This is a genomic window from Bacillus bruguierae (genome assembly GCF_037104725.1).
In the GTDB taxonomy this organism is placed as follows: Bacteria; Bacillota; Bacilli; order Bacillales; family Bacillaceae_G; genus Bacillus_A; species Bacillus_A bruguierae.
This window is the reverse complement of record NZ_JBAWSX010000006.1, coordinates 92497-106412: the sequence shown is the minus strand read 5'-3', so window position 1 is coordinate 106412 and position 13916 is coordinate 92497. Positions and strand designations below refer to the sequence as shown.

Here is a 13916-nt window from a genome sequence, read left to right as displayed (position 1 = left end):
ATGTGGGGGTTCTATATGATTCAAACAGTTTTTAAGATTTTGTACTTAATTTTAATTGTAATTGGTATTACGCCAAGAATGTGGCGTATAAAACGAAAGGTACATACACTATCACCGCAAGAAAAAGATCAGCTGGTGTATAAAACAACAAACTGGTTTGGCAAGAAGATGGTTCGTGTAGTTGGATCAACAATACAAGTAAATGGACTGGAAAATGTACCACAAGATAAACCGGTACTCGTTGTAAGTAATCATCAAAGTGACATGGATATTCCAGTTTTACTAGGTTATTTAAATAAACCAATTGGATTCGTTTCAAAAGCGGAAATTAAAAAATTTCCAATTGTATCAACGTGGATGGAAATGATGAGTTGTGTATTTATGGATCGCAAGAATCGCCGTCAATCGTTACAAGCGATTAAAGATGGGATTGAGTTGTTAAAACAAGGACATTCTATCGTTATCTTCCCAGAAGGCACTCGTAGCAAGGGTGATAAAATGGGAGAATTTAAGGCTGGTAGTTTTCATCTTGCTGTAAAAGCAGGTGTAGCGATTTTACCTGTAACATTGGACGGAACTTATAAGATGTTTGAAGCGAATGGCAATCGAATGAAGCCGGCGCATGCAACGATCACAATTTCGAAACCAATTACAGCAGAACAATATCAAAATATGGATATTAAAGAATTAACGAAATATACGCAAGATATCATTGCAAGTCAGCTAAAAAAGTGAGTAAAAAAGGTCTCAGCTACAGTAAAAGCTGAGACCTTTTTTATGCTACAGGCAATACATAAAATAATACGCAGAAAAACATCATCGTGCTTCCACCTAATACAAAGAGGTGCCAAATTGCATGATTAAACGGGAGTTTCTCCCACAGGAAGAAGATGGCTCCGACAGAATATAAAATTCCGCCAATTAATAATAATGTGAAGCCGCTACCTGTTAAGTTTTCATATAATGGTTTAATAGCAACGATAATGAGCCATCCCATTAGGACGTAAAATAAGGTTGATAGTTTAATAAAGCGACGTACAAAAAATATTTTGAAAATGATTCCTGCAATTGCAAGTGTCCATATAATCGCAAGTAATGTCCAGCCTATTGGTCCGCGCAGAGTAACGAGTAAAAATGGTGTATATGTGCCAGCGATGAATATATAGATGGCAGAATGATCTAAAATAGTAAATAATTTTTCTACTTTTGGATGATGGATACTATGTAATAGTGTTGAACATACATACAGTATAAGCATGCTAACACCGTATACAGTAAATCCTACAACTGCTGATGCAGTTCCATGTTTTGATGCGTGAATAATTAAAATAATTAACGCAGGGATACTTAAAATGGCACCGATGCCATGTGTAATTGCATTTGCGATTTCTTCTTTAACAAACTGAGTCATTCGAGTCATTTTTTGAGTCATGTTTCGACTCCTTTCTCATGTAGTCCAATGAGGAATATAGTTTCTTTCACCATATCATATACAAAAGGAATAGGAAATGAAAAATGTACGAAATTTATATTTTCAAATTTTTTCGACAAAAGATAGCGGATACATTGACGTTTACAGACTTTTTTGACAAAATGAAGTTAATTGAAAATAAGGGGGAAGCAGTATGCCGAATATTGGGTTTCCAGGATTAATTTTAATTTTAATTTTAGCATTAATTATTTTTGGACCGAAAAAATTACCAGAAATTGGACGAGCGTTTGGAGAAACCTTAAAAGAATTTAAAAAATCTGCAAAAGGTTTGCATGATGATATAGATGAGAAAAAATGAAGTTTTTATCAGTAGGGGGAGTTCCTGCTGATTGTTAGTCGAATCAAACGGATGCCTATGTCCGTTTGTGAGGGACTAAAGATGTAAGAGAAGCTTGCATCTTTTTTTCAGTGACCAGAGAAATGGGTGAGAATATGAACGATCACGAAATGAGCATAGTAGATCATCTTGGAGAGTTGCGAAAACGACTTCTTATTACAGCAGTGGCATTTTTATTTTTCCTTATTATTGGTTTTTCTTATACGAAAGAGATTTATAGTTTTATTGTAAAAGATTTACATATGAAATTAACAGTTCTTGGACCGAGCGATATTTTATGGATTTATTTTGTTATTGCGGCTGTGTTTTCAATCGTATGCACCATTCCAATTGCAGCCCTGCAGCTATGGTTATTTGTCAAGCCAGCATTGCTTCCAAATGAGCGGAAAATGACGTTATTATACGTACCAGGATTATTTATATTATTCATTGGTGGACTATGTTTCGGATATTTTATTATCCTACCATTTGTACTGAACTTTTTGGTTAGTCTTGGTGATGAAATGTTTCAAACAATGTTTACAACAGAGAAATATTTTTCTTTTGTTATGAACATGACTGTACCATTTGCTGTGATTTTTGAATTACCTGTTGTAACCATGTTTTTAACAAGCATTGGAATTTTAAATCCAGTAGCACTACAAAAAATTAGAAGATATGCGTATTTTATATTAATTGTCATTGCGGTGTGCATTACACCACCTGACTTTATTTCAGATTTTTCCGTAGCAATTCCATTGTTGGTAATTTATGAATTAAGTATTACAATGTCAAAAATTGTATATAAAAGAAAGATAAAACGAGAATTGCAATCTTCATCGAAAAGTGCCTCTTTATGACGGGCACTTTTTTTATTTCTTTGTTATACTATTAGTGTAAGCGTATACAATATAAAAAAGAAAAAAATTAATGCTTCTCTAAAATTTAGACAAACTTTTTGCCTTTGTCGGTTTATACTAACATTATAAATCCAAAAAAAAAGAGGATTGATATCGTGATTATGAAGAGTTTTTATTTCACTCATCCAACAGGAAAATGTGTAAAGGTGGTTGAAATCCCTGTGCTACAAACACAGCACCCATTAGCGTTTCAAATTCAGTCGCGTCTTCAGCTCTTTATTTCTAAAATTCAAAAACAAAAGCAACCAAGGTTTTCGTACTCATTTCGAGAATATTTGCAGAATTGCTTAAAATGGAATGATTATTCAAATGTATATGAAATAAATACGTTAGAAAAAAATGCATAAGAAAACGGCAGAGCAAAAGTGCTCTACCGTTTTCTTTTTTAGACATAAAAAACAAGAATTTCGTCAGAAAATTACCTTAAACTGTTGAAAGCAGTGGGAATACTAGTATAATAACAGGGAGAGCGTAGTGGAAAGGGAAGAAATAAAACATGCAAAAAATTAAAATTGTCACAGACTCAACGTCGGATTTATCACCAGATGTGATTGAGAAATATGATATTCATGTTATTCCATTATCAATTTCTGTGAACGGACAAACTTATTTAGATCGCGTAGATTTACAACCAGATGAGTTTATTGAAGAAATGCAAAAATCAGAAGAATTACCTAAAACATCGCAACCAGCAGTTGGTTCATTTGTTGAAATGTATGATCGCTTAGGAGAGGACGGCAGTCAAGTTCTTTCGATCCACTTAACAAATGGATTAAGCGGATCAGTTGCAACGGCAAATAGTGCAACAACGATGACAGATACAAAAGTAACAGTAGTGGATTCTTTATTTATTAGTCACGCTTTGGCTTATCAAGTAATTGAAGCAGCGAAAATGGCACAAGAAGGTCGTTCTTTAGAAGAGATTTTAAAACGTATTGAACAAGTTAGAAAAAACACACGTTTATTCGTTGTTGTTGATACGTTAGAAAACCTTGTGAAAGGCGGTCGTATCGGTAAAGGAAAAGCAATGATCGGGTCTTTATTAAATATTAAGCCAATTGCTGGTATTGAGGACGGAGTCTATAATCCGATTGCTAAGGTACGTAGTCAAGGACAAATCGTAAAAACATTAGCGAAAATATTTGAAGAAGATATAGCTGGTAAGACAGTAAAAGCCGTTGCGATTCCACATGCAAAATCATTACCGTTAGCGCAGAAAATGAAAGAAGCAGTTGAAAAGATTAGTGGATTTACACAATCAGAAATCTTCTTTACAACACCGGTTATTAGTACACATACAGGCGTTGGCGCAATTGGATTCTCTTATTTTGCAGAATAGGAAAAAGCTACTTGATTATATTCAAGTAGCTTTTTTCGTGCAGGATACATATTAATCATAAACAGGCACTGGTTTTGCGTGCTATACATACAAATTTTCTCTATCTACTTTTTTCCTTGAACGGAAGGAGAAGAGGCTGTATATATTTTCTCAAAAAATAAAACATGCAATTGTTCCTATGGGACCATTCGTAAATTCCAATTGTTATGAAGTCTTGTGATAGCTACTTTGGGCGTTTCATCTGCGAGTGGGAATGCACTGTAATATATTGAAATAAAGTGAAACTTCCATCAGTGGGTTTTTTTTTCATCCCCCACTGATGGAAAGCCCTCACTAATCGGGATTTTACGGGCAGTTATCCCCCACCTATCTTCTTTAGAAAAGCGGAAGCGGCTCGCTCAGAAACGCAGGACGCCCACGTCCCTGACAAAGAGGCGCTTTTTGCCTTGTCGGAGGGGGCGAAACGACCGGAGACTCTAGCCGCTAGAGCTGGACGACGCTTCTCTCTCAATCTTGAGGTATGGGTCTTACTGCCCACGAATAGCGGGATAAAATGTTTTTCCTTCATGGCTAAAAATGCTTGCACGGCTGTTTCTAGGAAAATATGCGAAACCATTCAGGCTCATAAACTCCAATTGGCATGAGGGCAATATCAATTGTAAAGTAATCTCAAATTTCTTGAAAAACACAAAAGGAAAGAAAATTGACTAAGTATTAAAAAAGTATAAAAATACAATAAGATACTATTTACATAGTAAGAAGGGGTGCTCAAATGAATAAAGACGAAGTCGTACTAATAATTGCGAAAAAAATGAAGTTGGTTCGAACAGAATATAATTATACACAAGAAGAAATGGCAGAGATTTTAGGTCTTTCTAAAAAGACGCTTGTTCAAATTGAAAAAGAGCGCATTTTGCCTTCGTGGACGACTGTTGTTGCGATATGTGCCTTGTTTCAAAGTAGCGAAATCGTGCAGTCTGCATTTGGAGGCTCTGCTCTTGAAGTTGTCCAAACAATCGCTCACCATCAAATGGAGTATAAAAAAGAAAAAACGATGGGTGGACATATATGGTGGAAAGAGATTGAGAAAAGAGGAGATTTCTGTTTACAACAAAACATTGTTAGTCAACATTATCGAATTTTAGACGGTGAAAATTATAGGTGGTTTAGTACATTTCATAAAGAAGAAGCAATTGAAAAATTAGTACGATTTGGTGAACAAGTGAAGTAAACAGTTCCCTCATAGTGTTTACCTTTGTTACAATAAAGTGAAACTTCCGTTAGTAGGAGGTCTTTACTGCTCGTTAGTATGGGATAGAAGAAATTGAAAGAGAGAAGGGTGTTCTAGAATGAAGCGATATCAAAAATGGATTGGTATTCTTACCGCTTTTTGCTTGCTACTCTTAGCTGGATGTAGTTCAGGATCGAAACTTCGAAATCCGTTAAATTGGGATGTTGAAAGTTTTCAATACATAAATCAAAATGGTGAAAAATTTGGTACAAAAGATTTAAAAGGAAAAGTGTGGGTAGCAGATCTTGTATTTACAAACTGTCAAACAGTATGTCCGCCGATGACAGCGAATATGGCTAAGCTGCAAAGATTGGCAAAAGAAGAAAAACTAGATGTTCAATTTGTATCATTTAGTGTTGATCCAGAGGTAGATAAGCCTGAAAAGTTAAAAGCATTTGTGCAGAAATTTACTGAGGATACGAAGAATTGGAATTTGTTAACAGGTTATTCGCAGGATGACATCGAGAAATTTGCGAAAAATAATTTTAAAACGTTAGTTGATAAACCAGATAATCAAGATCAAGTTCTACACGGTACAAAATTTTACTTAGTGGATCAAAACGGAAAAGTGATGAAGGAATATAGTGGAATGAATAATACACCATATGATGATATATTACGTGATATTAGGCGTTTAACACGATAATAAGGATATAAATTGGTTATCCCTTTTGGATAGACAGTAAAAAAGAGTCCATCTAGTATGATGGACTCAGTATTGTTTATCTGGAGGGATTTTTAGATTATTGTCTATTTGAAGAGAAGACGATTAACTTAACATTCTTTTCTTATTCAATCGATAAAATATCATGTTGCTGTGGAAGCTTTGGTGCACGAATTTCTAAAATGCCGTTTTGATAAGAAGCTTTTGCTTGCTTTTTGTTAATGGGATACGGTAATTTTATAACGCGAGAAGCTTCTGACATTGTGCGTTCGCGGCGATAATAATTATATGATTCGTTCATTTCTTCGTCTAAAACATCTTCTTTTACGGCAATTTTTAAGTATTCACCTTGTATTTCAACTTGAATCTGTTGTTTTTGAATACCAGGAAGTTCAGCTTTTATAACAATGTCCTTTTCCACTTCAAATAAATCAACTGGAAATGTTACTAAACGGTTTCCTTTTTGGAAAAAGTGGTTCATATCAGCAATAACATCACGAAGCGGAGTCTGTTCGAAAAAGTCATCAATTTGTTTTAAGTAACTTCGAAATTGTGGACGTGAAGGTTTTTTTTCATCACTCATAATTTCTCCTCCTAAAGATAAATTTGAAATATCATATGAAAAAAAAGCCTAAATGTGAGTATGTTTTTTAGCTAAGTAAGAAATTGAAAGATAGGGTAAGAATAGAAGCGTTTTTAGTATATAAATACAAATTGAAAAAACGACATAAAAAACCCCTTTCTTTTTAGGGGGGCGAGAGCATCTGGCTATACATAGAAGCAAGCGGTCAGGTCCTTTTCCTATCACATGTATAAAATAAAGGGTGAAAGCAAGTAGCGGTCATGTTTTGTTCTACAAAGTAGTGACTTATATGTTGAAAAAAACAAAATGGATTTATGTACTTTTTGTCGCCATATTGCTATGATTATGCTAGTATAAATAGGGTTGATATAGTAGTATAGAAAAAGAATGAAAACCGAAAGAGGGTAAGAAAGTATGTGTGGTTTTGTAGGATGTTTATGTGAAAACCCTAGAGGGTTTTCGGCAGAAGAAAAACATCAATTTGAAAATATGAATACGATTATCTTTCACCGTGGTCCAGACGATGAAGGGTACTTCCGTGATGAACACGTACAATTTGGCTTCCGCCGTTTAAGTATTATTGACTTAGAGGCAGGACATCAGCCGTTAACGTATGAAAACGATCGTTATGTAATTATTTTTAATGGTGAAATTTATAACTATGTAGAGCTTCGCGAAATGCTTCTTGAAAAAGGTGCAACATTTGCGACACAATCTGATACAGAAGTAATCATTGCATTATATGCTCATATGAAAGAAAAATGTGTAGATTATCTTCGTGGTATGTTTGCATTTATGATTTGGGATCGCGAAGAGAAAAAACTTTTCGGTGCGCGTGATCATTTCGGTATTAAACCGCTTTATGTTGCACAGCACGAGGATACAACATTCTTTGCATCTGAAAAGAAAAGTATTTTACATGTGATGGAAGATAAAGGGGTAAATCCAGCTTCTCTGCAACACTACTTTACGTATCAATATGCTCCTGAGCCTGAAACGTTAACAGTTGATATTAACAAAATTGAGCCAGGTCACTACTTTGTAAAAGAGCTTGGTAAAAAGATGGAAATTCGTCGTTATTGGCAACCATATTTCAATGCATCTGATGCGACGAAAGAAGAGCATATTCAGGCAATTCGTGATGTGTTATACGATTCTGTGAAAATGCATATGCGTAGTGATGTGCCAGTAGGTTCATTCTTATCTGGCGGTATCGATTCATCGATTATCGCGTCTATTGCAAAAGAAATGAATCCAAATCTATTAACTTTCTCTGTAGGATTTGAACGTCGTGGTTTTAGTGAGGTGGACGTAGCGAAAGAAACAGCAGAAAAATTAGGTGTAAAAAACTATAGCGTATTCGTAACACCACAAGAATTCATGGATGAATTCCCAAAAATTATGTGGCATATGGATGATCCATTAGCGGATCCAGCAGCTGTACCATTGTACTTCGTTGCAAAAGAAGCACGTAAACATGTAACAGTTGTTCTTTCTGGGGAAGGTTCAGATGAGTTGTTTGGCGGATATAACATTTATCGTGAGCCAAACTCTTTAAAAATGTTCTCTTACATCCCTAGCCCAGGAAAACGTGTATTAAAAGCGTTAAGTGGTGCATTAAAAGAAGGATTCAAAGGAAAAAGCTTCTTAGAGCGCGGATGTACACCGATTGAAGAGCGTTACTATGGAAATGCGAAAATCTTCCGTGAAGAAGAAAAAGCAGCACTTATGAAGCACTACAATGAGAGTGTGAATTACATGGATATTACGAAGCCGTTGTATGATGATATCAAGAACTATGACGATGTAAGCAAAATGCAATACATTGATATGTTCACATGGCTGCGCGGCGACATTTTATTAAAAGCTGATAAAATGACAATGGCACATTCATTAGAACTTCGTGTACCATTCTTAGATAAAGAAGTATTTGATGTTGCATCTAAAATTCCGACAGAATTAAAGATTGCAAATGGTACAACAAAAGCAATTTTACGTGAAGCAGTACGTGGTATTGTACCGGATCACGTATTAGATCGTAAGAAGTTAGGCTTCCCAGTACCGATCCGTCACTGGTTAAAAGATGAAATGCATGATTGGGCTGTAAATATCATTAAAGAAAGCAAAACAGAGCATTTAATCGATAAGCAGTACGTATTAGATTTATTAGAAGCACATTGTGCAGATAAAGGCGATTACAGCCGTAAAATTTGGACAGTACTTGCATTTATGGTATGGCATCAAATTTTTGTTGAGCACAAATATGATACAAATGCGTTTCACGAAGAAACAAAGCGCGCTTATAGCTTAGTATAAAGTGAAAACCTTAAGATAGCATTGCTATCTTAAGGTTTTTTTCATAAATACTTGTCCTGTTTGATACAATAATAAGGAGTGAAATAAATATGTTAATGTTTGAAAAAGTAACAGGCGAAACAAAACTAGTAGTAAAAGAAATGTTTTCTTCTCATGATCTACCAATTCAAGATGTAGCGTATTGTATAAAAGCAGATGATACATATATAGGTGTTGTTGACTACACTGTGAAACAAGAGAAAGCGATATTATCGTATCTTCTTATTCATCACGATTATGAGGGATACGGATATGGAACAAATGCTTATTACACGTTTGAGGAGATAGTAAAAAGAGAGCATGTGAAGGAGATTCAAATCATATTTATAAATAAAAATGAAAGAATAGAATCATTTTTTGAACAACTTGGTTTTCAAAAAAATAATCATGTTTACATAAAGAAAGTGTAACGGGGGAGACGAAGAAATGGAAATTCGCAGCGCATATAAAGAAGACGTAAAATCAATTTTACATATATATAATGATGCAATTATCCATACAACCGCTACATTTGATTTACAAGAGAAGACATTAGCAGAAATGAATATGTGGTTTGATGCGCATAATGAAATGTATCCAGTCATCGTTGCTGAAGACGATGGTATTGTGCTTGGGTATTGCTCTTTATCACCATTTCGCGAAAAAGAAGCATATAAGCAAACAGTAGAAATTTCAGTATATGTGGAAAAACAAGCGCGCGGGAAAGGTGTAGCGAAGAAATTGATAGGGCACATACTTCAATTGGCAGAAGAGGCAGCTCATCATACTATTATTGCTGGGATTACAAAGGGAAACGATATAAGTGTGAAGCTACATGAACAGATAGGATTTACATATGTAGGATGTTTTCAAGAAGTAGGTTATAAGTTTGATGAGTGGCAAGATGTGTTGTTTTATCAGTACATTATAAAATAAGGTGGGAAGTATATGGGAATGACACTAACACTTATGGTAATTCTTGGCTGCTTTTTGTTTGCAGAGCTCTTTCAATTATTTATAAGAAATATATTAAGTAAGAGACGTACACCATATGAATTGCAGTATTTCCCATTATTTTTAATGTTATTTTTTATGCTATATATTTTGCAAAAAGTCACGCTTTTTCCACCAACCATTGAAATTTTTTTGAAATTAGGTTTGCTATATAGTTGCATCGGAATGGGAATCTTATGTTGTTTATTTTTTCTGAGATATGTCCACTATCAAACTTATATTTTGATTTTAAATTGGTTGAATCGAGATGATGGAAACCGTCTTTCATAAGATGGTTTTTGTCTATCATTGTCACATTCTATCAGTTCTATGAATAAAATAGGACGAGCATATAATATATGCTTTAGAATGAAGGGGAAAGAAAGGAATTGAGTGATGAAACTTGTCATTGATGCAGGACATGGCGGATATGACTCGGGTGCTGTTGGAAATGGTTTAGAAGAAAAGAATCTCACGTTACAAATTGCGCAGCGTGTTCGCGATATTTTACTAGCAACTTATTATGTGGACATTGAGATGACACGTGATAGTGATGTATTCGTAGCGTTATCAGAACGGGCAAATATCGCTAATTCATATAATGCAGATTTCTTCATTTCATTTCATATTAATAGTGGTGGCGGGACAGGCTATGAAGATTATATTTATAATGGCCTCCCAAGCGGTAGTTCCGCGGCTATGAAACAAGCGAAAATGCATGAAGCTGTTCGCACTGTTTTAAATCAATATGGATTGCAAGACCGCGGTGCTAAAACAGCGGATTATGCGGTATTAAGAGAAACAGCAATGGACGCTCTCTTAACAGAAACAGCATTTATTGATACGACGTTAGATGCAAATTTACTAAAAAATCAACAGTTCATTGAAGATTTGTGTCAAGCGTATACAAAGGGGATTGCAAATATTATGGGATTGTCTGCGAAAGAGAACCCGAATCCTCCAGCACCAGATCCACAAGCGATTGGTGTAGTAAATATTCTTGGAACGAACGTAAATTTACGAACAGGTCCCTCAACAAGTTATTCAGTTATTCGTCAATTAAATGCACCGGAATCGTATGTTGTTTTTAATGAGAGTAATGGATGGTTAGATCTTGGAGCGAGTCAGTGGATTTATTACGATCCATCTTATATGCAATATATAAAGTATAGAAATCAAGATGGAAGTCCGATTGGTGTAGCCGAAATTCGCGGAACCAATATCAACTTAAGAACAGGACCATCAACGAGCGCTTCAGTTATTCGTCAATTAAATGCACCAGAATCATATGTAGTATATCAATACCAAAACAGTTGGCTTGATCTTGGAGCGAGTCAGTGGATTTATTATGACCCCTCTTATATTAAATACACTTCATATTAAGTTGGAAGGAAAGAATCCATGTTCTATAGATTCTTTTGATTTTAACTTTGCCAAATGAAGTGAACGTATATAAAAACACCTAGGGTTTCTTGTATTTTATAAGAGATCCTAGGTGTTTTTTGAGTAGAGAGTTTTTCTATTGAGACTTTTCATCATGGCAATTTCTTTAGATAATACCGTCTTCTTTTATTTGTTCGCAGTATTAGGCGTTGTTTTTTGTGAACTCTTTGTTTCCACCGCTGGCCATAAAAATGAATGGAACGAACTATTAGAGGAGAAAATGCTCCACTGAAATTATTATATCCCTCAAGAAACCCCAAGTTATTCCCTCCTTTTTAGGAGATAAAAATAATGAGAACAAATAGTTTGCGTCTCATATTTTATGTTTTGATATCCAATATGAGCAAGTCTTTTTGAAAAAAATAATTACTAATAACATGGGTTATTAGTAGGTGGGTAAGAACACTTGGGTATATGTTGAAAAAGAAAATTCAATATAGCTAGTAAATGGAGAGAATATTTTGTTGTATAATAGTTAGAAAATTCCTTCTTTTTGAGGGGATTAAATTATACAATGGGGGTATATAGGAAGAGGAGGCGAGGAACAATGTACAGTACTTATAAAGATTGGATATTACTTAATGGAAGTATGATAAATACGAGAGAGAAAGAGCCAATGATTTCATTAGATGAGCGAGGATTACAGTTTGGAGATGGAGTATATGAAGTATTTCGTTTATATGATGGGAAGCCTCATTTATTAGATCTCCATTTAGATCGTTTTTTTCAATCTATGAAAGCAATTGAATTAGAACCGCCCTTTACAAAAGAAGAATTTATTTATCAAATGCAGCAATTAGTTGAGAAAAATGAATTTAAAGAGGATGGAAATGTATATATTCAAATTTCAAGAGGTGTACAGCCTAGAAACCACTTGTTCGAGTCCAATCTTCAGCCTACATACTATGCAAATATCGTACCATTTCCAAGGCCAGATACTTTGATGGAAAACGGAATTAAAGCAACAGTTGCCGAAGATATACGTTGGCATTTTTGTCATATAAAATCCCTTAATTTACTTCCGAATATCATGATTAAAAATAAAATTGCAAAAGAAGGCTATTACGAAGCGATTTTAGTTCGTAATGGCATTGTAACAGAAGGGTGTCATTCTAATTTCTTTATTGTCAAAAATGGAACTCTTATTACACACCCTGCGAACCAATTTATTTTGCATGGAATTACACGTCATCATGTCATTTCTTTAGCAAAGAAGTTGAATATTCCTGTTGAAGAACGACAATTTTCTCTTCCAGAAGTATATGGTGCAGATGAGTGTTTTTTTACAGCTACACCCATTGAAATTGTACCAGTGACGCAAATTGGAGGAGATTGGTATCAAACGGGAGAACAACCAATTATAAGAAAGTTGCAGGAAGCGTATAAAGAAAGTATTTATAACAAAGTAACGCCGAACAATTAATAAATTACGGCTTCAGTTTGAATGCGGTCATTCCAGTAACTTGAATCAGTACAGTTGTTTGAACAAGTGACAGAAAAATCGCTTCATGGATGAGTAACGATCCTAAAGGATTTTTATAACAGGCATTGCATATCGGTACTTTTTTCAATGAGGGAGTGATGGTATATCCATATGCACGTCTCTTCGATGTGTCTGTATCTTATAAAAATGCTGTTCGAGCTATATATACTAGGTAAATATTGTATTATTTCCAAAGCCAAATACGCTGATGGAAAATGGAATGAAAGTGAAACTGCGTTTTATTGAACGTTAGAAGTGAAAAAATACGTAAAAAGCTGGAACATGTCCAGCTTTTTTTGTTATGTGATATAATCAGACTGGCAGGGATTTTGAAAATGTTATAAAAGGGGATTTTAAATTATATGGATTATCAAGCATTCAAAGATATTATTCACGGTCGTCGCAGCGTTCGTAAATTTACAGAGCAAGATGTTTCTGTGGAAGAGATTGAAGAAATTATCGATTGTGCGAGATATGCACCGAGTGATACAAATTCGCAAACATGGGAATTTGTCGTTATTATGAACCGTGACAAAATTAAAGAAATAGAAGAGATGACATGGAATGCATTACATAAGCGAGCAGAAGAAGCAGCACAAAAAGGGGAGGAAAAAGCAGGGAAATTATTGACTCGTTCTTTTGGACCATATGCAACAGCATTTTCAGATGCACCGGTTTTAATCATTTGTTTAGCAACCCCATATCAATCTAAATTTCGTGAAAAGATTTTTGATCCAATTGAGTTTGTTCCAGAGTCTGTTTGGGAAGAGGAAGGCATCAAAAGTAGTTGCTTAGCCTCGCAAAACTTAATGCTTGCGGCTCATGCTAGGGGCCTCGGTACATGCCCGATGACAGGACCGGTGTTATTAGCACAGAACGAGCTAAGAGACTACTTAGAAATTGGATCTGATAAACAAATCAATATGGTGATTGCATTAGGACATCCGAAAGAACAGCCCAAAAAATTAGCTCGAAAAGAAGTAGCGGAAATTACGAAGTTTATTCGATAAAATGAACTCTTCGTTAGTAAGAAGAGAAAAGTTGAAATAATCTTAGTT

General features: G+C 34.9%; 16 protein-coding genes and 1 pseudogene. 14 read left to right on the top strand and 3 right to left on the bottom strand.

Annotation, left to right across the window (positions count from 1 at the left end; all coding sequences use genetic code 11):
- Nucleotides 1-15: 15 nt before the first annotated feature.
- The gene (locus tag WAZ07_RS12340) at nt 16-735 is read left to right on the top strand and encodes a lysophospholipid acyltransferase family protein (protein WP_336472690.1); all 720 of its coding nucleotides are present in this window, start codon (nt 16-18) and stop codon (nt 733-735) included.
- A gap of 40 nt (nt 736-775) precedes the next feature.
- Here the strand turns inward: WAZ07_RS12340 and trhA are convergent, their stop codons facing one another.
- Nucleotides 776-1432 carry a PAQR family membrane homeostasis protein TrhA gene (trhA, locus tag WAZ07_RS12335; RefSeq protein WP_336472689.1) on the bottom strand — a complete coding sequence of 219 codons (657 nt, stop codon included), beginning with the start codon at nt 1430-1432 and terminating at the stop codon, nt 776-778.
- Nucleotides 1433-1625: 193 nt separating this feature from the next.
- Between trhA and tatA the strand changes: the two genes are divergently transcribed.
- The 4 genes from tatA to WAZ07_RS12315 all read left to right on the top strand — a co-directional run bounded on the left by tatA (nt 1626) and on the right by WAZ07_RS12315 (nt 4067).
- Entirely contained in the window at nt 1626-1790 is a 165-nt protein-coding gene (gene tatA / locus WAZ07_RS12330) for a twin-arginine translocase TatA/TatE family subunit (protein WP_035430399.1), read from the top strand.
- A gap of 122 nt (nt 1791-1912) precedes the next feature.
- Nucleotides 1913-2668, top strand: a complete 756-nt coding sequence (tatC, locus tag WAZ07_RS12325) for a twin-arginine translocase subunit TatC (protein ID WP_336472688.1) — start codon at nt 1913-1915, stop codon at nt 2666-2668.
- A gap of 155 nt (nt 2669-2823) precedes the next feature.
- Nucleotides 2824-3075, top strand: a complete 252-nt coding sequence (locus WAZ07_RS12320; RefSeq protein WP_336472687.1) for a DUF2535 family protein — start codon at nt 2824-2826, stop codon at nt 3073-3075.
- 149 nt (nt 3076-3224) lie between these two features.
- Nucleotides 3225-4067 (top strand): DegV family protein, encoded by an 843-nt coding sequence (locus tag WAZ07_RS12315; RefSeq protein WP_090911658.1) that lies wholly within the window; start codon nt 3225-3227, stop codon nt 4065-4067.
- Between the two features lie 179 nt (nt 4068-4246).
- Here the strand turns inward: WAZ07_RS12315 and WAZ07_RS12310 are convergent.
- A pseudogene (locus WAZ07_RS12310) lies at nt 4247-4348 on the bottom strand (MBL fold metallo-hydrolase); the annotation flags it as partial.
- A 491-nt stretch (nt 4349-4839) separates the two neighbouring features.
- On the opposite strand from WAZ07_RS12310, the gene WAZ07_RS12300 reads away from it, so the two are divergent.
- The gene (locus WAZ07_RS12300; RefSeq protein ID WP_336472686.1) at nt 4840-5298 is read left to right on the top strand and encodes a helix-turn-helix transcriptional regulator; all 459 of its coding nucleotides are present in this window, start codon (nt 4840-4842) and stop codon (nt 5296-5298) included.
- Nucleotides 5299-5416: 118 nt separating this feature from the next.
- The gene (locus WAZ07_RS12295; protein ID WP_336472685.1) at nt 5417-6004 is read left to right on the top strand and encodes an SCO family protein; all 588 of its coding nucleotides are present in this window, start codon (nt 5417-5419) and stop codon (nt 6002-6004) included.
- Nucleotides 6005-6146: 142 nt separating this feature from the next.
- Here the strand turns inward: WAZ07_RS12295 and WAZ07_RS12290 are convergent, their stop codons facing one another.
- On the bottom strand, nt 6147-6605 hold the full coding sequence (locus WAZ07_RS12290; RefSeq protein WP_090911652.1) for an Hsp20/alpha crystallin family protein: 459 nt from the start codon (nt 6603-6605) through the stop codon (nt 6147-6149).
- Nucleotides 6606-7019: 414 nt separating this feature from the next.
- On the opposite strand from WAZ07_RS12290, the gene asnB reads away from it, so the two are divergent.
- From asnB to WAZ07_RS12255, 7 genes are all read left to right on the top strand, one after another.
- Nucleotides 7020-8921 (top strand): asparagine synthase (glutamine-hydrolyzing), encoded by a 1902-nt coding sequence (gene asnB, locus WAZ07_RS12285; protein ID WP_090911650.1) that lies wholly within the window; start codon nt 7020-7022, stop codon nt 8919-8921.
- An 89-nt stretch (nt 8922-9010) separates the two neighbouring features.
- On the top strand, nt 9011-9370 hold the full coding sequence (locus tag WAZ07_RS12280) for a GNAT family N-acetyltransferase (protein ID WP_336472684.1): 360 nt from the start codon (nt 9011-9013) through the stop codon (nt 9368-9370).
- A 16-nt stretch (nt 9371-9386) separates the two neighbouring features.
- Entirely contained in the window at nt 9387-9875 is a 489-nt protein-coding gene (locus WAZ07_RS12275; protein ID WP_336472683.1) for a GNAT family N-acetyltransferase, read from the top strand.
- 18 nt (nt 9876-9893) lie between these two features.
- A complete protein-coding gene (locus WAZ07_RS12270; protein ID WP_139207584.1) occupies nt 9894-10223 on the top strand; it encodes a hypothetical protein in 330 nt (109 codons plus the stop codon).
- A 105-nt stretch (nt 10224-10328) separates the two neighbouring features.
- Nucleotides 10329-11315 (top strand): N-acetylmuramoyl-L-alanine amidase, encoded by a 987-nt coding sequence (locus tag WAZ07_RS12265; RefSeq protein ID WP_336472810.1) that lies wholly within the window; start codon nt 10329-10331, stop codon nt 11313-11315.
- A gap of 607 nt (nt 11316-11922) precedes the next feature.
- Entirely contained in the window at nt 11923-12798 is an 876-nt protein-coding gene (gene dat, locus WAZ07_RS12260; protein WP_336472682.1) for a D-amino-acid transaminase, read from the top strand.
- A gap of 422 nt (nt 12799-13220) precedes the next feature.
- Nucleotides 13221-13868, top strand: coding sequence for a nitroreductase family protein (locus WAZ07_RS12255; RefSeq protein ID WP_336472681.1), 648 nt, complete (start codon nt 13221-13223; stop codon nt 13866-13868).
- Nucleotides 13869-13916: the final 48 nt, after the last annotated feature.

Coding starts and splice junctions, on each gene's coding strand:
- WAZ07_RS12340 (WP_336472690.1), top strand. CDS start 16: ATGATTCAAACAGTTTTTAAGATTTTGTACTTAATTTTAATTGTAATT.
- trhA (WP_336472689.1), bottom strand. CDS start 1,432: ATGACTCAAAAAATGACTCGAATGACTCAGTTTGTTAAAGAAGAAATC.
- tatA (WP_035430399.1), top strand. CDS start 1,626: ATGCCGAATATTGGGTTTCCAGGATTAATTTTAATTTTAATTTTAGCA.
- tatC (WP_336472688.1), top strand. CDS start 1,913: ATGGGTGAGAATATGAACGATCACGAAATGAGCATAGTAGATCATCTT.
- WAZ07_RS12315 (WP_090911658.1), top strand. CDS start 3,225: ATGCAAAAAATTAAAATTGTCACAGACTCAACGTCGGATTTATCACCA.
- WAZ07_RS12300 (WP_336472686.1), top strand. CDS start 4,840: ATGAATAAAGACGAAGTCGTACTAATAATTGCGAAAAAAATGAAGTTG.
- WAZ07_RS12295 (WP_336472685.1), top strand. CDS start 5,417: ATGAAGCGATATCAAAAATGGATTGGTATTCTTACCGCTTTTTGCTTG.
- WAZ07_RS12290 (WP_090911652.1), bottom strand. CDS start 6,605: ATGAGTGATGAAAAAAAACCTTCACGTCCACAATTTCGAAGTTACTTA.
- asnB (WP_090911650.1), top strand. CDS start 7,020: ATGTGTGGTTTTGTAGGATGTTTATGTGAAAACCCTAGAGGGTTTTCG.
- WAZ07_RS12280 (WP_336472684.1), top strand. CDS start 9,011: ATGTTAATGTTTGAAAAAGTAACAGGCGAAACAAAACTAGTAGTAAAA.
- WAZ07_RS12275 (WP_336472683.1), top strand. CDS start 9,387: ATGGAAATTCGCAGCGCATATAAAGAAGACGTAAAATCAATTTTACAT.
- WAZ07_RS12270 (WP_139207584.1), top strand. CDS start 9,894: ATGACACTAACACTTATGGTAATTCTTGGCTGCTTTTTGTTTGCAGAG.
- WAZ07_RS12265 (WP_336472810.1), top strand. CDS start 10,329: ATGAAACTTGTCATTGATGCAGGACATGGCGGATATGACTCGGGTGCT.
- dat (WP_336472682.1), top strand. CDS start 11,923: ATGTACAGTACTTATAAAGATTGGATATTACTTAATGGAAGTATGATA.
- WAZ07_RS12255 (WP_336472681.1), top strand. CDS start 13,221: ATGGATTATCAAGCATTCAAAGATATTATTCACGGTCGTCGCAGCGTT.